Raw genomic sequence first — 16197 nt, forward strand, 5'->3', positions numbered from 1 at the left:
GGCGCCCGGAGTGCCGTCACCGGCCAGAGCGTCGCCAGGCGTTGCCCAGCTTCGCCAGGCCGCGGCTACCCAGGTAGGCGATGGTCAGCAGCGTGACGAAGAACCATGCCTGGTTCACCGGGAACCGGTCCACCCCGGCGGCGTTGGTGCCGGTCCAGGCGGACACGCCCAGGACACCGCCGACGGCGAGCAGGTAGACATACAGCTCGGTGCTCAGGAACGAGGGCTTGGTCTCGGTGCCCCGGCCACGGTGCCGCGCCTCGTCGTCCATCCGGGCCTGCATGTCCGCCAGCGTCTGCTGTATCTGCCGGTTGGAGATGTTCTGACCGGGCAGCTCCCGGGTCGGTGCCGACTGCATCTCCGTGATCTGCTGCTGGTCCATCGACTGCCTGGACGGGGTCTGCGTACTCATCTTTTCCTCCTCGGATTCGATGAGAATTTCGGCAATTTCCCCTGCCGGGGCACTCACACGCCACCCACGGTGGGGCACCTGTTGGCTACCCGAGGGGGTGGAGCACAAACGGCGACGCGGCCGGGATCGGCCGATGCCCGCCGGGCCCGAGGGGGACGTGAGACCGGCGTCGCCACCCGTCCCGGTGCGCGGCGGATGCGGGCGGCCCCGGCGTCCGGCGCCACGCGCCGGTGTTTGCCGACCCGGGCACGGGGGACACTCCACGCACCGGACGACGAGGTGCGAGGTGGTGGCCGTGGGCGGGAAGAACGAGCGGCGGGAGTCGGCGCGCCGCGCGGAGCGGCGGATCGGCGGCGGCGAGTACGCTCCCGGCGCGACGGACGAGGTGACGCTGCCGGTCGACGAGGGCCGGGAGGCGCACGAACGCGACATCGAGGACCCGGCGGACAGGGCGCGCGATCCGGACGTGCTGCGGGACGGCGGACCGACCCGCAACCGCGGGGTCGTCACCACCACCGGTGGCACCGCCGGGCCGGCGAGCAGCCACCGCCGTGCCCGGCGGCCGGGCGGCCCGGTCGCTCCGACCACCACCGGGGACGCCACGACCGGTGGCACCAACACCCCGGCCAGCGGATCCACCAGCGACGGATCCGGGCAGGCGACGCAGGTCGGCAACTTCACCGACACCTAGACCGCCCGCCAGGATGCGCGTGGCGGTACCGACCACGGCCCGCGTGCCCCCGCCGGGCAGGCCGCCGCGCGGCCGCGCCTCGGCTCAGCCCACCCGCAGGACGCCCAACCGCTGGGTTGCCCGGGTCAACGCGACGTACAGGTCGTTGCGGCCGCGTGGCGACTCGGCGACGATCCGCTCCGGATCGACGACCAGCACCGAGTCGAACTCCAGTCCCTTGACCTGGGCGACGGTGAGCATCACCACCCGGCTACGGAGTTCCGGGTCGTCACCGAGCGACACCCCCGGCTCGGCCGCGCGTACCACCGGGGTCAGCTCGTCGACCAATCCGGCCGGCACGATCACCCCCAGCCGGCCGTCGCCGACCGCGGCGGACTCGTCCCGGATCGCCGCCGCGAGCCGGTCGGCCAGGTCGGACCGGTCGACCCGGACGTCCCAGGGGGGTACGCCGGTGGCACGTACCGCCCGGGGTGGCGTGAGGGCGGGGTCGATCTCGGCCAGCACCTCGGCGGCGACCGCCATGATCTCGGCCGGGGTCCGGTAGCTCACCGTCAGCTCCTCCAGCCGCCACCGGTCGCCGACGTACGGCGACAGGACCCGCTCCCAGGAGGAGGCGCCGGCCAACGATCCGGTCTGGGCGACGTCGCCGACCAGGGTCATCGACCGACTCGGGCAGCGCCGCATCAGCATCCGCCAGGCCATGGGGGAGAGTTCCTGCGCCTCGTCGACGATCACGTGGCCGAACGCCCAGCGCCGGTCCGCCGCCGCCCGCTGGGCGGTGGTCAACTGCTCGGCCTCCGCCTGCCGTTCGGCCAGCCGGTCGGCGACGAGCAGGTCCGTGACGTCGAGGATCTCGTCCTCGGCGTCGTCCTCGAAGTCGAAGGACTTCGAGCCGCGGGCGATCTCCAGTACGCCCTCGGCGTACTCGATCTCCGCCTGGCGTTGCCGCTCGGCCCGCTCCCGGGCAGCGCTGTCGTCCTCGCCGAGCAGCTCGGCGGCCTCGTCGAGCAGCGGTACGTCCGCCGGGCTCCACCCGCCCCAGGGCTCCCGCCGCAGCAGGGCCCGTTCCGCGTCGGTGAGGTTCGGGGCAGCTGCCGCCAGCCGGGCCTCCGAGGCGAAGAGCCCGGCCACCACCTGCTGCGGGGTGAGGACCGGCCAGAGCCAGTCGAGCACCGCCTGCACCTCCGGCTCGGTTCGCAGCTCCCGGCGAAACTCCGCGAGGTCGGCCTCGTCGAGGAGGTTCTCGCCGCCCAGCGGGTCGGCACCGATCCGCTCGGCGAGCTGTTCGGCGAGGGCGTGGATGATCTCGATCTCGAAGAACGGGCGGGCCAGGTTGTGTGGGCGCCCCATCCGGCGTACCCGCTCCCGGGCGGCGGCGATGGTGGCCGGCTCCAGGACGAGGGTGTCCCGGTCAATGTTGATCTCCACCGGCTCGTCCGGCACCCGCTGCCGGTCCCGGACCGCGGCGGCCAGCACCTCGACCATGTCGAGCCGGCCCTTGAGCTCCGCGACCTCGGCCGGTTCGGCCCGGGTGGCGGTGATCCCGGGAAAGAGCTCCCCGACCGTACGGAGCAGGACCCCGGTCTCGGCGAGCGCCGGCAGCACCTGGGAGATGTAGCGGAGGAAGGTGGCGTTTGGACCGACCAGGAGCACACCCCGGGTGGAGAGGACCTGCCGGTGGGTGTAGAGCAGGTAGGCGGCGCGGTGCAGCGCCACCGCGGTCTTACCGGTTCCCGGCCCGCCCTGAACGACGAGGACACCGTCCAGGTCGGCCCGGATCACCCGGTCCTGCTCGGCCTGGATGGTCTCCACGATGTCGGTCATCCGCCCGGTGCGGCTCGCGTTCAGCGCGGCGAGCAGGGCGGCCTCGCTGGTCAGCCCGCCGCTGTCCCGGTGGCCGGCCAGGCTCGTGTCGGAGAGGTCGAGCACCTCGTCGTTCAGCCCCACGACCTCCCGGAAGCGGGTCCGGATGTGCCGGCGTCGCCGAACCCCGTCCGGTGCGGCGGCGGTGGCGAGGTAGAACTGCCGGGCCGCCGGGGCACGCCAGTCCAACAGCAGAGCCTCGTGCTCGCTGTCCCCGAAGAGGCCGATCCGGCCGACGTACCGGCGGGTGCCGTCGTCAAGGTCGAGCCGACCGAAGCAGAGGCCCTGCTCCACCGCGCCCAGTCGCGCGACCTGCTCGGCGTACATCCGCACCGTGGTGTCGCGCTGGGACCGCTCCTGCTGGGTCCCGCCGGTGTTCCGCAGCGCGGCCGCGAGCCGGTGGGCCGCCTGCGCCCGCAGCTCGTCGAGGCGTCCGTAGAGCATGGAGACGTATCGCTGTTCGCCGGCCAGCTCCGGGTCGGCGGCGTCGGCTGGCCCGTTCGCGACGTCGGGGTCGGAGCGGTTGCTGGCCGGTTCCACCATCTGCCCGGCGCTCTGTTGGTGGGGACGCGAAAGGCCGGAATGCTTTGACAAACCGTCTCTCCATCGGTTACAATAATGCCGGACGGCTTAATCGCCGTCCTTTTTCATTGGATGAGCCGATAAACGATAGCGCACGCGGAAAGAGGCGGCCAGACGCCATTCGGGCGGCCAACCAGCCTGTCCGCTTTCGGTCAGCCGCCGATTGTCCCGCCCGTCGAAGGCCGCGCGGTGCGGGTGGTGGTCGTCGCCACGTCGGTTGTCCCGGCGTCAGCGTCCCGCCGCGCTCCGGGGGCGCGTACGGTCCAACCCGGACACCCGGGGCGCCCCCGAAGCGGTCAGCTCGTCACGTCGCGTCCGGCGAACCGTGCCCAGGCGGCGGAGATGAAGATCACGATGTACGCGGCAGCCGAGAGCAGTCCCGGGCGGAGCGCCTCGAACGCCACGGGATCCCGGAGTAGCTCGGCGAAGTTCAGCCAGTAGTGGGTCAGCAGGTACGGATGCAGCCAGTCCAACTGCGGTATGGCGTTCAGCACCTGGCTGGCCACCACCAGGATGGTGTTCGCGATGATCGCTCCCATCGGTTGCTCGGTCAGCGTCGAGACGAAGAGCCCCAGGGCACCGAGCGCGCTCAACCCCACCGTGAGGTAGCCGCAGACGGCGAGGAGCCGGAGCAGCCCCTCACCGAACCCGACCTGGTTGCCGGAGAGCAGGGTCACCGGACCGCCGCCGAAGAGCACCAGCCCCGCCACCAGTCCCACCACCGCCACCAGCAGGGTGACGGCGAGGGCGAAGACGACGATGGCGGCGTACTTGACCGCGAGCAGCCGGTTGCGGCTGACCGGCACGGTCAGCAGGTAGCGCAGGGTGCCGAGGTTCGCCTCGCCGGCCACGCTGTCCCCGGCGATCGCCGCGACCGCGACCGGGAGGAAGAGCCCGATCTCGACACTGAGCGCGGCCAGCGCGACGAAGAACCCGTTGCCGGTGATCGAGGCGAAGAAGTCGGCCTCGCCGCCTCCGCCCGTTGGCGGGTCGATCCGGGTCGCGATCGCGATGATCACCGGAAACGCCGCCAGCACCGCCATCCCGGCCTGGTTACGGCGCCGGCCGAAGATCAGCCGCAGCTCGGAGCGGAAGAACCGGCCGGTACCGGACCAGCCGTGCCCGGCACCGGGGGCCGCCACCGCACCGGCACCGGGGGAGCCGGGTGCCCGGGTGGTCGGCTCAGCCGCTGACATCGAAACCCTCCCCGGTGAGCGAGACGAAGAGCTCCTCCAGATCCGGTGCGGCCACCGCGAAGCCGCGTACCGGCACCGCGGCGTGCACCAACGCGGCGACGACCTTCTCCGGCGGGACCGGCCCGAGCAGGCCGGTCGTCTCCCGGGCGGCCTCCGCGACGTCGGTGAGACCGAGCTCGCGCAGCACCCGGGCGGCCTCGGCCGGACGGTCGGTCTCCACCCGGGCCCGGGGCGCGGCGGACGCGCGCAGCTCGGCCAGGGGCGCCTGCGCGACCAACCGGCCCCGGTGCATCACCCCCACGTCGGTGCAGATCTGTTCCACCTCGGAGAGCAGGTGGGTGGAGAGCAGCACGGTGGCCCCCTCGGCGGCGAGCGAGGTGAGCAGGGCCCGGACCTCCCGGGTGCCCTGCGGGTCGAGCCCGTTGGTGGGCTCGTCGAGGATCAGCAACTCCCGGGGCGCCAGGATCGCCGCGGCCAGTGCCAGCCGCTGTCGCATCCCCAGCGAGTACGTCCGGTACCGCTTGCCCGCCGCCGCGGCCAGCCCAACCCGGTCCAGCGCGGCGCCGATCCGCGCCGCTGCCGTCCGCGGGTCGGCGGTCGGGTCCGCGGCGTCGAGGCGGCGGAGGTTCTCCGCCCCCGACAGGTACGGGTGGAACGCCGGCCCCTCCACCAGCGCTCCGATCCGGGGCAGCACCCGCGCCGCCCCCTCCGGCATCTCCGTACCCAGCAGGGCGTGCGTCCCCGCCGTCGGCCGGACCAGCCCGAGGAGCATCCGAATGGTGGTGGTCTTGCCCGAGCCGTTCGGGCCCAGGAAGCCGTACACCGCCCCGCGGGGGACCGCCAGGTCGACGGCATCCACCGCGACCTGGCGGCCGAACCGCTTGGTCAGCCCTCGGCTCTGCACCGCCAGCTCCGCCGCCCAGCTGACCCCAGGCGCGCGGCGTGGCGCGTCGACCGGTGACTGGCTCATCTGACCTGCTGTGCGACGGTGTAGAGCCGCTCCGGGGTCACCGCGCCGGCCAGCACCCGACCGTCGTCCGTCACCAGCACGCTGAAGAGCGTGCCGGTCAGGAGCCGGCCGCTGCCCCAGGCCCCGCTCACCGCCGGCAGCCGGTCGAGCAGGCCCCGCAGCCCGTCACCCGGCTTCGGCGTGCCGGCGTCGTCCGGCCCGCCGGCACCCGGTCGGTTGTCGTCGGGAAGCCGGCCGACCAGGACGGTCGTCCAGCCCTCACCCACCACCGTCGGCTCCGGGTGGTCCTTCCCCGGCCTGGGTTCCGGACCGGCCGGCTCCTCGATCACCCGCGTCCCCGGGGGCGGGTTGAAGGTGAACTGGACCGGGTCGGGACGGTCGAAGTCGACATGCGTGAACGCGAGTTCGAACGCCGGCTGGCGGGTGCCCCGCGGGATGACCTGGAACCGCAGCGGCACGTGCTCGGCGGCGTCGATGGCGAACCTGAGCTGGCCGACCAGCGAGCCCTCGTCACGCGGCTCCAGCACCAGCTCGTAGGCATCCCGACCGGCGACCGAGGTGGAGCGGCCGACGCTGACCCGGGTGCTCGGGTCGATCGCGGCCAGCGCCCGATCGGCGGCCTCCTGCGGAGTCGACGGCAGCGCGGCGGCGCCGGCCGGGCGGCCCGGCTCCGAGTCGGAGAGCGTACTGTGCCGTGCCTCGTTGGCCTGGCTGTCCCAGAACCAGACGTCGCTGCCGTTGCGGATCACGTCGGTCTCGCCGAGGGTGTCGAGCAGCGCCACCCGCGTCTGATCCGGGCCGGCGTACCAGACCCGCAGCGTGTGGGTGCCGGAGACCAGCGAGGCCAGCCGGGCCGCGCCCGCGCCGCTCGGCAGGGGCAGGCTCGGCAGGCCGAGATCGGCCCGCGTGATCACCGTACCGGAGAGGCCGTCCAACTGGGCGGTCTGCAGGTCGACGAGGAGTTGGGCGGCGCTGCGCTCGGGCAGGCTGGGTTCGGCCGCCGAGGCGAACGTGCCGACCGCCGCACCGCCGCCGACGATCGCCAGGGCCGCGCCGGTCGGGACCAGCCAGCGCAGCGCCGGCCGGGTGTGGAAAACGGACATGCTCCTACCTCCTGCTCTCATCCTGCGCCGTGGCCACTGAGAAACCGCTGAGAAGCGCTGTGGTCCCGCTCAGCGACGGATGGCAGGCTTGGGTCCGTGCGGTTGCTGGTGGTGGAGGACGAGGCCAGGCTGGCCACGGCGCTGCAGCGCGGTCTCCAGGCCGAGGGGTTCGTGGTCGACGTGGCCGGCACCGGGCCGGAGGGGCTCGAACTCGCGCGGCACGGCGGGTACGACGCCATGATCCTCGACGTGATGCTGCCCGGGCTCTCCGGCTACCGGGTGGTCCGCCAGCTCCGGGCGGAGCAGCACTGGCTCCCGGTGCTCATGCTCTCTGCCAAGGACGGCGAGTACGACCAGGCGGACGGGCTGGACTGCGGGGCCGACGACTACCTCACCAAGCCCTTCTCGTACGTGGTCCTGCTGGCCCGGCTGCGCGCGCTGCTCCGCCGGGGCGCTCCCCAGCGTCCCGCGGTGCTGGTCGCCGGAGACCTGGCGCTGGACCCGGCCCGCCGCCGGGTGACCCGGGGCGGGGTCGAGGTGGAACTGACCGCCCGCGAGTACGCGCTGCTGGAGTACCTGCTGCGTCGGGCGGGCGAGGTGGTGTCAAAGACCGAGCTGCTGGACCACGTCTGGGACACGAGCCTGAACACCGCCCCGAACGCCGTCGAGGTGTACGTCGGCTACCTGCGGCGCAAGATCGGCCGGGACCGGCTGGAGACGGTCCGGGGCGCCGGCTACCGACTGGTCACGTGATGGGGGCGGGTGCCCGGCGCCGCCTCTGCCGGCTCTGCCGCCTCTGGCTGCGGCTGAGCCTGCGTGCCCGACTCATGATCATCGGTGTGGCCGGGCTCTGCGCCGGGCTCGCGGTCGGCGGACTCGTCCTGCTCGGCGCACTCGGCTACGCGCTGCAACGGACCGTGGACACCGAGGCCCTCAAGACCGCTGAGGCGGTCGCCCGGCTGGCCGGTGAGAACGCCCTGCCCGATCCGCTACCGGTCGCCGGCAATCAGGTCCGGGTGCAGGTCGTCGACGCGCAGGGCCGGATCCGGGCCGCCTCGATCGACGCCGACCGGCTGGTGCCGATGCTCCCGCCCGACCAGCTGCGACGGTTCCACGCGGGGGAGCAGGATCGCTTCTACCTGCCCGGACGCCGGCTCGGCTGGGACGGGCCGATCCGGGTCGTCGCCGTCCCCGCCGGGCCGGCGGACGATCCGCAGACGGTCCTGGTCGCCAAGTCGACCGCGGATGTCCGGAACAGCGTGGCCGTGGTGCGGACCATCCTGCTGGTCGGCTTCCCGCTGCTCCTCGTCCTGCTGGCCGGGGTGGCCTGGCGGGTGATCGGGGCGACCCTGCGACCGGTGGAGGCGCTGCGGGCCGGCGCGGAGGAGATCACCGGTGGGGCCCGGCCCGGGAGGCTCCCGGTGCCCGCGTCCCGGGACGAGATCCACCGGCTGGCGGTGACCCTCAACGGGATGCTGAGTCGGCTTGAGTCCGCCCGGAACCGACAGCGAGCCTTCGTCGCCGACGCCGCGCACGAGTTGCGCAGCCCGCTGGCGAACATGCGGACCCAGCTGGAGGTGGCGCAGCGGCTCGGGGCGGCGACCGACTGGCCGGGGGTCGCCGACGACCTGCTCGCGGACATCCAGCGGCTGAGCCGGTTGGTTGACGACCTGCTGCTGCTCGCCCGCTTCGACGAGGCGGGCGGGGCGCCGCCCGCGGCCGGTGTCCCGATCGAGCTGGGGGAGCTGCTGGCGGGGGTCGCCGAGCGCTACCCCGCGCCGCCGGTGCAGGTACGGCCGCCGAGGTTTCCGCTCTGGACGGTGGGGGAGCCGGACGCGCTGACCCGGATCCTGGCCAACCTGCTGGACAACGCCGTACGGCACACGACCAGCAAGGTGGTGTTGGAAGCCGTTCCCGGCGGCCGGGACGGTCCGACGTACCACCTGGTCACGGTGACCGACGACGGCCCGGGTATCCCGCCGGCGGACCGGGAGCGGGTCTTCGACCGGTTCACCCGGCTGGACGACGCCCGGGCCCGGGACGCCGGCGGCGCCGGACTGGGACTGGCCATCGTCCGCGAGCTGGTCCGGCGGCAGGGGGGCACCGTCACCCTGGCCGACGCGGAGCCCGGGCTCCGGGTCGAGGTACGGCTACCCGCCGCACCCCGACCGCCGGACGATGGTCCGACGCCACCCGGGGGCGCGGAACCGGCACCCGACCCGGACACCCCGGCGGAGGCCTAGCGCGCCGGCTCGCTGCCCGAGCGCTCCGTGCAGACCGGATCGGCCCGCCCCACCACCTCGGGCGAGTAGACCACGGCGACCGAGAAGCAGTAGTTGGTTCGGGCGTCGAGGTTGTAGACGACGTAGCCGGTGGATCCCGGGGGTAGCTCCTGGAAGGGCCGCAGCTCCTGGCCGGCACGCCCCCCGGCCAGCACCACCCGCCCCGCCGCGCCGACCGGGTATGCCCAGGTCAGGGTCACGCGCGTCCGGTCGTCGACCAGCGTGACCTCGCCCGGGGGAGCGCCGGGGGATGCGGGCGGGGACGCCGCCGGGCTGGCTGCTCCGGTGGTGCGCGCCGCGCCGACCGGGCGCTCCTCTCCGTTGCCGGTCAGTCCGAAACCGGTCGCCACCGCCGCCGTACCGGTCAGCACCAGCAGCACGAGCCCGGCGACGACGGCCGGTGACATTCGTCGGCCCGGCCGGTCCGGCCGGGGGATCCGGACCGGGAGCCGCGGGGAACGGATCGCCGGCAGGTGCCGGAACCGCCCCGAGTCGGTCTCGTCGAACTCCTCGGCGTCCGTGCGGCGTGGGCCGGGGGCCGGCCGTGTCCGCCCCGGGTGCCCGTCGGCGATGAAGGCCGGAACGGCCGGCGGCAACGCGGGGGTCGCCGGCTCCGGCCGGCCGGAACCCGCCCCGGCCACGGGGTCTGGCGGCGCCACGGTCGGGGGCCACCAACCCGGCTCGACGTCGGGGTCCTCGTCGTCCGCGCCGTCCGGATCGTGGACCTCCGGGACGGGGGATCCGACGTGGTCGACCGCGCTTCGGGGTGGGGGCACCGGGGGGCGGGCCGACCGCTCGCCGGCCGGCGTGGCCCATCGGGGCGCCGGGCCGACCGGGGGCGGGCTGACCGGCGGGGCGAGCGGCAGCCGGGGTGGCGGCACGGACGCGGAGTGCGGCGACGCCGGGGCCGGCGGGACCGACTCCGAGGCCGGCTCGGGTACGCCGTACGCGTGGGTGGTGCCAGGCGGCGCGCCCGGGCCCGGGTCGGGCGGATCGGCGGGGGTGTCGATCCGGGCGGCCGGGGCCCGGGGCGGCTTCCCGGTCGGCGTCGAGGCGTCGGCACAGACGTGGTCGGGGTCGGCCGCCGCTCGGGCGAGCGCCGCGACCTGCGCGGTCAGCGGATGGTCGGCCGGCAGGTGTGCGCGGCACAGCTCCCGGGCGAGCGCGAGACTCTGGTGCGCCTCGGCGAAGCGGCCGCAGTCCCGTTGCATGGCGCCGAGCCGGGCGAGCATTCGGATGCCGCTCGGGTGGGCGTCGCCGTACACCTCGCGGTGCAGTTCCCAGGCGTCCTGGAGCCGATCCCGGGCGACCGTGCACTCGCCCTGGGCGTACTCGACGGTGGCGAGGTCGGCGTGCGCGGCGAGCACCCGTAGCGACTCGGGTCCGTCGGTTGCGGTCAACTCGATGATCACATCGCGGTACAGCTCGGCGGCTCGGGCGTGGTTGCCGACCCGGTGCAGAACGGCGGCGAGGGTGGCGGCGGCGGCGACCGTTCGCTGATCGGTCGGCCCGTACAGCCGGGTGGCCGCGGAGTACGCGAAGGCGGCCCAGCCGCGTGCCGCGTGGGCGTCCCCGAGCGTGACCAGTACGCGGGCCTGGAGGCCGGCCGCCTCGGCCAGGTCGGGTTCGGCGTTGCCGGGGCTCGGGTCGGCACCGCGCAGTGCAGCCCCGAGGAGGTCCCGGGCGCCGGCCAGGTCGCCCGCGGCCACGAGCGCGTGCGCCTGCTGGGTGAGTTCACCGAAGCCGGAAGCCACGCCTCATCGTGCTTGGCCGGCGACGGTCGGTACAAGGGGCCGGCCGGGGGCAGTTCGCTCAGGAGATCCGCCGAACCGGGATCGTGGCGTCGGGTGCGGTGCCCGGCGTCGCGGTGCGACCCGCGTTCGGGGGTGGTCGCGAGGGCTACCGTGGTGGCCATGCCGATCCATCGCCTCAACCACGCCGTCCTCTTCGTCCGCGATCTCGCCCGCAGCGTCGCCTTCTACCGGGACGTCCTGGGCTTCCGGCAGGTCGCGATGACCCCGGACGGATTCGACGGCGCCGCGTTCCTGCAGGCACCCGGTTCGACCAACGACCACGACCTGGGACTGTTCGAGGTGGGCGCCGCGGCCGGCGCGTCTGACGCGGGGAGGAGCACGGTCGGCCTCTACCATCTCGCCTGGGAGGTGGACACCCTCGACGAGTTGGAGGCGATCGGGGCCCGGCTCGGCGAGGTCGGCGCGCTGGTCGGCAGCTCCGACCACGGCAGCACGAAGAGCCTCTACGGCCGCGACCCGGACGGGTTGGAGTTCGAGGTGGTCTGGCTGGTTCCGGCGGACCGGCTCGACGACGCGGCCCTGGAGGCCCGGAAGCGGATCGGCCGCCTCGACCTGGCCCGGGAGAAGCAGCGGTACGGCGGCCAGACCCGGGGTGGCGTCGGGATCTCGATACCAACCTGAACCGCGGGCTACGGGCGGCATCAGCCCGCTCCCGCCACCCCGCTGCGACGGGCCCGGGCGAGGCACGGTAGAACCGGCACCATGTCCGCTCACCCGATCGGCTCCGTCCTCCGCGATGTCCTGGTCCGCCATCTCGCGGCCTGGGTGCCGGACGCCCTCCGCCGATCCCGGCGGGCCACCTTCGTCCAGACGTACCGCGACTCCGCCGACGGGACCGCCGAGGCCGCCCTGCGGGTCCTCCGCGACCTCGCCGACGTGCCGCCACGAGGCCGGCAGCTGACCGCGGTGACGCTCGTCCCGCCCGAGGACGACCTTCTTGCCCGACACCAGGCGGTGGCGGCGGAGCTCCCGGCGGCGGTGACCGCGCACGCGGCACCCGGCGACGTCGGCCGGCTGCCGGTGCTGCTCAAGGCGAGCGGCGCGGCCGCCGCGCCGGTGCTGGTCTACCTCGACGCGACCGGCGGGCCGCTTCCGGGCACCGACCTGTTCGCCGCGGTCGCGGCCGGCCGCCCCGCCGAGCTGATGCTCGTGCTCGATCCGCCGGCCCGGTCCGGCGCCGACCTTCGACAGCAGCTGGATGACCTCGGCTTTCCGCTGCTGACCGAGGTGGAGGTGGTCGAGGGAACCGCGCACCCCGGAACGGCGGCCGAGGCGAGACTCGTCGCCTTCGCCACCACCCACGGTAGGCGGCTGGACGCCTTCAAGGACGCGCTCTGGGCGGTGCCGGAGCACGCGAACGTGCGGTACCGCGATCCCGGCGATCCCGAGGGACACCTGCTGGAGATCTCACCGGTGCCGGACACCGGCCCGCTGCGTCGTGACCTCCTGGCCCGGCTCGCCGGGCTCGACGGCGCCACGGTGGCCGAGCTGCGGCACTTCGCCGCCGAACGGACCGTCTACCGGGCCGGTGACGTGGTGCGGGTGCTCGACGACCTACTGGCTGCCGGGGTGGTCGACCGGGACCCGGCCGCCGGCCGCCTCTCCGGCGAGGTCGTCATCCGGCTACGGCGACAGGACGGCTGACCCCGGTCCGGTGGGCTCGGGCCGGGTTGACGTCGCGTCCGGCGGCGCCACCCCCCGCGGTCCGAGCCAGCAGGCCGGAGCAGGGGCGGCGGCAGCGCGGACGAGGACGGGCAGCCTCGGCGGTGACCGCATCGCGGTGTCGGTGGCGCACCGGCCGGGCTTGGGTGGCCGCCCGGGCGGGGCGCCGGCATACAGTTGCGAACGTCACTCGGATCCGACGTCGTCGCGGCGGCGTCGGCCGCCCACGAGGGAGGCGTCCATGTCCGGGCTGTTCGCGGTCGACGGCAAGGCGGTGTTGGTCACCGGCGGGACCCGAGGAATCGGCCTCATGATCGCCCAGGGTTTCGTCGAGGCCGGGGCACACGTGATCGTCTCCTCCCGCAAGCCGGACGTCTGCGCGGCGGTGGCCGAGCGCCTCTCCGCGCTCGGCCGGTGCGAGGCGATACCCGCCGACATCTCGACCGCCGCGGGGGCGAGTCGGCTCGCCGAGGCGGTGCTCGATCGGGTTCCGGCACTGGACGTCCTGGTCAACAACGCCGGCGCGACCTGGGGGGCACCGCTTGAGGCGTACCCGGAGAGCGCCTTCGACAAGCTCTGGGCGATCAACGTCAAGGCGGTCTTCCAGCTGACCACCGCGCTGCTGCCGGCGTTGCGGGCGTCGGCCAGCGCCGACGATCCGGCTCGCGTGATCAACATCGGCTCGATCGACGGGATCCGGGTGCCCTGGATGGAGGTGTACGCGTACTCGGCGACCAAGGCCGCCGTCCACATGTTGACCCGCAGCCTCGCCCACCAGCTCGCGCCCGAGCACATCACGGTGAACGCGATCGCCCCGGGACCCTTCGAGAGCAAGATGACCGCCTTCGCGTTGGAGGATCCGGCCACCCGGGCAACGATCGAGCACCAGGTACCGCTCGGGCGGATCGGCCGGCCGGACGACATGGCCGGGGCGGCGATCTATCTGGCGTCGCGGGCGGGGTCGTATCTGACCGGAGCGATCATTCCGGTCGATGGCGGGATTACCGCGCACGGCTGACCCGAGGCTCCGGCCGGGTCGGATCAGGACATCCGGGGGCTGGACGGCCGAACGGGGGCGGCCGGGCGGTGGAGGATCGAAACAGGGGGCGATTCGCGTCCCGGACGTGACACCGGACCGGTAGAAACAGGGCGCCGCGCGGACTCGGCAGGTCCGCGCGGCGTGGTCGGTACTACGGAGTGTGCTTCCGGCGCGCCTCAGCGCCCGGCGAGCAGACGGTTGACGGCGGTGTCGACGTCGAGGTGGTCCCCTTCCCGACCGCGGGGCACCACCACGTATGTCCGGCGCAGGAACCTCACCAGGACGCTCCGAGGCACCTCGAACAGTGCGTTACCGTCGGGTGACGAGAGCGCGAGAGCGACGAAGTCCCCGCGGGGCGTTGCCCAGGGCCAGACCCGGACGTCGCCGATCCCGGCCGGCTCGTCCAGCCCGGTGACGAGCAGTTCCCGCGCGAAGGACCAGCTGACGGCCTCGCCGCCGGCGGATTCCGCGTGGAACAGGACATGGACCGCGTACGGGTCGGCTGGGTCGTAGCGCAGGCTGGCGCGCACGGGCAGAGCCGTGGCGTCAGGTGCAACGAGCCTTAACGACGTCTCGACCTCGACCGTGGTTGGTCGGATGACACTCATGGACGTTCTCCCCCCGGCACCGCTGCGGGACGTATGTGCCCCGCCCTTTCCCATCCTCAGCTGCTACTCATGGTTACGCTCCGCCATACGCTGATATCACCCAGTAGTGGGAAGGGGTTTCGTAGTCGCGGATCGAAATCGAATCTTTATGTAGGATGTCCGGTTCTACCCAGGTACGGATCCCTGCCCGACGACGCCAGGTGGTTCAGTCGTCGACTTACTCCGGTAACGTCCAGTCGTCCTGTTGGGTGACGGCCCGGGCCGCGCTGGGGGGTGAAATGCCGACCAATCCATCCTCAATGGAGACAGCGCCCGCGACGGGGGCGAGGACGGCGGCCGGGCTCCGCACCGATACGGCAGGGACGGGCAAGGAGCGGAGGTACGACGTGCCGGAGGGCGAGCGCGTCCCACGGGGGGATCGGTCGGCAGACTCGCGAGAGGAGTGTGCGATGGGGGAGTCCGTCACCGGTGGTGAGTCGGTGATGACCGCCACCAGCCCTGACCCGCCGTTGCGGTGGCGGCGGATCCGTACCGCCCTGCAGATCGTTCGGGCCAACCCGACGGGCCGGTTCACCCTCAGGGTCATGGTGGCGCTCGCCGGTGCCGTCGTCGTCCTGCTCGGCCTCGCCCTGATCCCCCTGCCCGGCCCCGGCTGGTTGATCGTGATCGGTGGTTTGGGTATCTGGGCGGTGGAGTTCCACTGGGCCAAGAGGCTGTTGGGCTTTACCCGGCGGCATGTGCAGGCCTGGGCACGCTGGGTACGCGGTCAGTCGCTTCTGGTGAGAATGGTCATCGGCTCGGTCGGTCTCGTCTTCGTCGCCGTGGTGGTCTGGTTCTCACTGCGGGTCAGCCTGGGCATCGATGTCGTCGCCCGGATCATGACCTACCTCGCGACGCACTGACCCCAAAGATGCGCGACGTCCGGCCGATCAGGTACAGTCGTCGGCGCTGAGGGCGATTAGCTCAGCGGGAGAGCGCTTCGTTCACACCGAAGAGGTCACTGGTTCGATCCCAGTATCGCCCACCATCCATATAACAAGCTCAAGGCCCCCCAAGTGAGGGGCCTTGACTCGTTCCTGAGGGCTACTTGGTGGCCGGAGGCAGCGAGAAGGCAGCAAACGACTTGAGCACCCTCTGTCCCGCTCGGCCGTCGAGTGGGTGTAGCGGTTCAATGGCGTCGTGTACTCCATGCGTCTCGTCCACCAGGCCGTCACCCGCGCCGGACTCGCCGCCGACGCCCGCGACCTGATCGACGGCATGGAGCACTTCACCCACACCCCCGCCAACGCCCTGCCGCGATAGGTCAGGATTGACCGCGTGTACCCGATCGACCCCATCCCCGGCCGCCTGATCACCCTCCGCGAGTTCCGCCACGACGACGTCCCCGACGCCCACGCGATCGTCGGCGACGACCGGGTGACCCGGTGGCTGTCCTTCGACAGCCGCGACCGAGACCAGGCCGCCGCGATGATCGACGGCGCCATCCAGCGTGCCGAGGCCGAACCCCGGACCGAGTACTACCTCGCGGTCGCCGACCACACCGATCGGATGATCGGCTTCGCCCGACTCGGCCTCACCGGACACCAGGCGGCCAAGCTCGGGTACGCCATCCACGCCGACCACTGGGGCCACGGCTACGCCACCGACGCCGCCGGCACCCTCGTCGCCTACGGCTTCACCACCCTCGGCCTGCACCGCATCACCGCCGCCATCGGCCCGGAGAACGCCGCCTCCATCGCCGTGGTGAAGAGGCTTGGCATGCGGTACGAGGGTCGACTGCGCGACCACGTCTTCACCAACGGCGCCTGGCGAGACTCCCTGCTCTACTCCCTCCTCGCCCACGAATGGCCCACCACCCCGACCCAGGCGTAGGCAGCTCCACGCTGGTCGGTCGCTCAACCTGACACGGCAGGATCACCACTCGTCGAGCGTCCGTGGCACTCGGACATACGCGGACACAGCCGCGCCCCGGACC

General features: G+C 73.3%; 16 protein-coding genes and 1 tRNA gene. 10 read left to right on the forward strand and 7 right to left on the reverse strand.

Annotated features, from left to right (window positions below; translation table 11 throughout):
- Positions 1-16 precede the first annotated feature (16 nt).
- A complete protein-coding gene (locus EF879_RS08320) occupies positions 17-412 on the reverse strand; it encodes a hypothetical protein (protein WP_233604312.1) in 396 nt (131 codons plus the stop codon).
- Positions 413-707: 295 nt separating this feature from the next.
- Between EF879_RS08320 and EF879_RS08325 the strand changes: the two genes are divergently transcribed.
- Positions 708-1103 (forward strand): hypothetical protein, encoded by a 396-nt coding sequence (locus EF879_RS08325; protein WP_123556933.1) that lies wholly within the window; start codon positions 708-710, stop codon positions 1101-1103.
- An 84-nt stretch (positions 1104-1187) separates the two neighbouring features.
- On the opposite strand, the gene EF879_RS08330 is transcribed toward EF879_RS08325, so the two are convergent.
- The 4 genes from EF879_RS08330 to EF879_RS08345 form a co-directional block, all read right to left on the reverse strand.
- Complete coding sequence (locus EF879_RS08330) at positions 1188-3509, reverse strand: AAA family ATPase (RefSeq protein WP_123556413.1); 2322 nt, start codon at positions 3507-3509, stop codon at positions 1188-1190.
- A 335-nt stretch (positions 3510-3844) separates the two neighbouring features.
- Positions 3845-4744: an ABC transporter permease gene (locus tag EF879_RS08335; RefSeq protein WP_123556414.1), complete on the reverse strand. Its 900-nt coding sequence runs from the start codon at positions 4742-4744 to the stop codon at positions 3845-3847.
- The gene (locus tag EF879_RS08340; protein ID WP_123556416.1) at positions 4731-5714 is read right to left on the reverse strand and encodes an ABC transporter ATP-binding protein; all 984 of its coding nucleotides are present in this window, start codon (positions 5712-5714) and stop codon (positions 4731-4733) included. Before EF879_RS08340 ends, EF879_RS08335 begins: the two co-directional genes overlap by 14 nt.
- Complete coding sequence (locus EF879_RS08345; RefSeq protein ID WP_123556418.1) at positions 5711-6817, reverse strand: hypothetical protein; 1107 nt, start codon at positions 6815-6817, stop codon at positions 5711-5713. The genes EF879_RS08340 and EF879_RS08345 overlap by 4 nt, the downstream gene beginning before the upstream one ends.
- Positions 6818-6913: 96 nt before the next feature.
- On the opposite strand from EF879_RS08345, the gene EF879_RS08350 reads away from it, so the two are divergent.
- Positions 6914-7570, forward strand: coding sequence for a response regulator transcription factor (locus tag EF879_RS08350; RefSeq protein ID WP_123556420.1), 657 nt, complete (start codon positions 6914-6916; stop codon positions 7568-7570).
- 74 nt (positions 7571-7644) lie between these two features.
- Positions 7645-9060 carry a cell wall metabolism sensor histidine kinase WalK gene (locus EF879_RS08355; RefSeq protein WP_123556935.1) on the forward strand — a complete coding sequence of 472 codons (1416 nt, stop codon included), beginning with the start codon at positions 7645-7647 and terminating at the stop codon, positions 9058-9060.
- Here EF879_RS08355 and EF879_RS08360 read toward each other — a convergent pair.
- The gene (locus tag EF879_RS08360; RefSeq protein WP_123556422.1) at positions 9057-10853 is read right to left on the reverse strand and encodes a tetratricopeptide repeat protein; all 1797 of its coding nucleotides are present in this window, start codon (positions 10851-10853) and stop codon (positions 9057-9059) included. The genes EF879_RS08355 and EF879_RS08360 overlap by 4 nt on opposite strands.
- 159 nt (positions 10854-11012) lie before the next feature.
- Between EF879_RS08360 and EF879_RS08365 the strand changes: the two genes are divergently transcribed.
- From EF879_RS08365 to EF879_RS08375, 3 genes are all read left to right on the forward strand, one after another.
- On the forward strand, positions 11013-11534 hold the full coding sequence (locus tag EF879_RS08365) for a VOC family protein (protein ID WP_123556937.1): 522 nt from the start codon (positions 11013-11015) through the stop codon (positions 11532-11534).
- An 81-nt stretch (positions 11535-11615) separates the two neighbouring features.
- On the forward strand, positions 11616-12557 hold the full coding sequence (locus EF879_RS08370) for a hypothetical protein (protein ID WP_123556424.1): 942 nt from the start codon (positions 11616-11618) through the stop codon (positions 12555-12557).
- Positions 12558-12816: 259 nt separating this feature from the next.
- Positions 12817-13593 (forward strand): SDR family oxidoreductase, encoded by a 777-nt coding sequence (locus EF879_RS08375; protein ID WP_123556426.1) that lies wholly within the window; start codon positions 12817-12819, stop codon positions 13591-13593.
- Between the two features lie 197 nt (positions 13594-13790).
- Here the strand turns inward: EF879_RS08375 and EF879_RS08380 are convergent, their stop codons facing one another.
- Entirely contained in the window at positions 13791-14222 is a 432-nt protein-coding gene (locus EF879_RS08380) for an SsgA family sporulation/cell division regulator (protein WP_101365276.1), read from the reverse strand.
- Positions 14223-14521: 299 nt separating this feature from the next.
- Between EF879_RS08380 and EF879_RS08385 the strand changes: the two genes are divergently transcribed.
- From EF879_RS08385 to EF879_RS08395, 4 genes are all read left to right on the forward strand, one after another.
- Positions 14522-15124 carry a TIGR02611 family protein gene (locus EF879_RS08385; protein WP_370375457.1) on the forward strand — a complete coding sequence of 201 codons (603 nt, stop codon included), beginning with the start codon at positions 14522-14524 and terminating at the stop codon, positions 15122-15124.
- Between the two features lie 50 nt (positions 15125-15174).
- Positions 15175-15249, forward strand: a tRNA-Val gene (locus tag EF879_RS08390).
- A 152-nt stretch (positions 15250-15401) separates the two neighbouring features.
- The gene (locus EF879_RS28495) at positions 15402-15524 is read left to right on the forward strand and encodes a hypothetical protein (protein ID WP_255420903.1); all 123 of its coding nucleotides are present in this window, start codon (positions 15402-15404) and stop codon (positions 15522-15524) included.
- 15 nt (positions 15525-15539) lie between these two features.
- Positions 15540-16094, forward strand: a complete 555-nt coding sequence (locus EF879_RS08395; protein ID WP_123556429.1) for a GNAT family N-acetyltransferase — start codon at positions 15540-15542, stop codon at positions 16092-16094.
- The last annotated feature ends 103 nt before the right edge of the window (positions 16095-16197 follow it).

This window comes from Micromonospora sp. HM5-17 (genome assembly GCF_003762835.1).
Classification (GTDB): Bacteria; Actinomycetota; Actinomycetes; order Mycobacteriales; family Micromonosporaceae; genus Plantactinospora.

What these genes read in the sequence shown, in the direction of transcription:
- EF879_RS08320 (WP_233604312.1), bottom strand. Translation starts at nt 412, where the DNA reads ATGAGTACGCAGACCCCGTCCAGGCAGTCGATGGACCAGCAGCAGATC.
- EF879_RS08330 (WP_123556413.1), bottom strand. Translation starts at nt 3,509, where the DNA reads ATGGTGGAACCGGCCAGCAACCGCTCCGACCCCGACGTCGCGAACGGG.
- EF879_RS08335 (WP_123556414.1), bottom strand. Translation starts at nt 4,744, where the DNA reads ATGTCAGCGGCTGAGCCGACCACCCGGGCACCCGGCTCCCCCGGTGCC.
- EF879_RS08340 (WP_123556416.1), bottom strand. Translation starts at nt 5,714, where the DNA reads ATGAGCCAGTCACCGGTCGACGCGCCACGCCGCGCGCCTGGGGTCAGC.
- EF879_RS08345 (WP_123556418.1), bottom strand. Translation starts at nt 6,817, where the DNA reads ATGTCCGTTTTCCACACCCGGCCGGCGCTGCGCTGGCTGGTCCCGACC.
- EF879_RS08355 (WP_123556935.1), top strand. Translation starts at nt 7,645, where the DNA reads ATGATCATCGGTGTGGCCGGGCTCTGCGCCGGGCTCGCGGTCGGCGGA.
- EF879_RS08365 (WP_123556937.1), top strand. Translation starts at nt 11,013, where the DNA reads ATGCCGATCCATCGCCTCAACCACGCCGTCCTCTTCGTCCGCGATCTC.
- EF879_RS08370 (WP_123556424.1), top strand. Translation starts at nt 11,616, where the DNA reads ATGTCCGCTCACCCGATCGGCTCCGTCCTCCGCGATGTCCTGGTCCGC.
- EF879_RS08375 (WP_123556426.1), top strand. Translation starts at nt 12,817, where the DNA reads ATGTCCGGGCTGTTCGCGGTCGACGGCAAGGCGGTGTTGGTCACCGGC.
- EF879_RS08380 (WP_101365276.1), bottom strand. Translation starts at nt 14,222, where the DNA reads ATGAGTGTCATCCGACCAACCACGGTCGAGGTCGAGACGTCGTTAAGG.
- EF879_RS08385 (WP_370375457.1), top strand. Translation starts at nt 14,522, where the DNA reads ATGGAGACAGCGCCCGCGACGGGGGCGAGGACGGCGGCCGGGCTCCGC.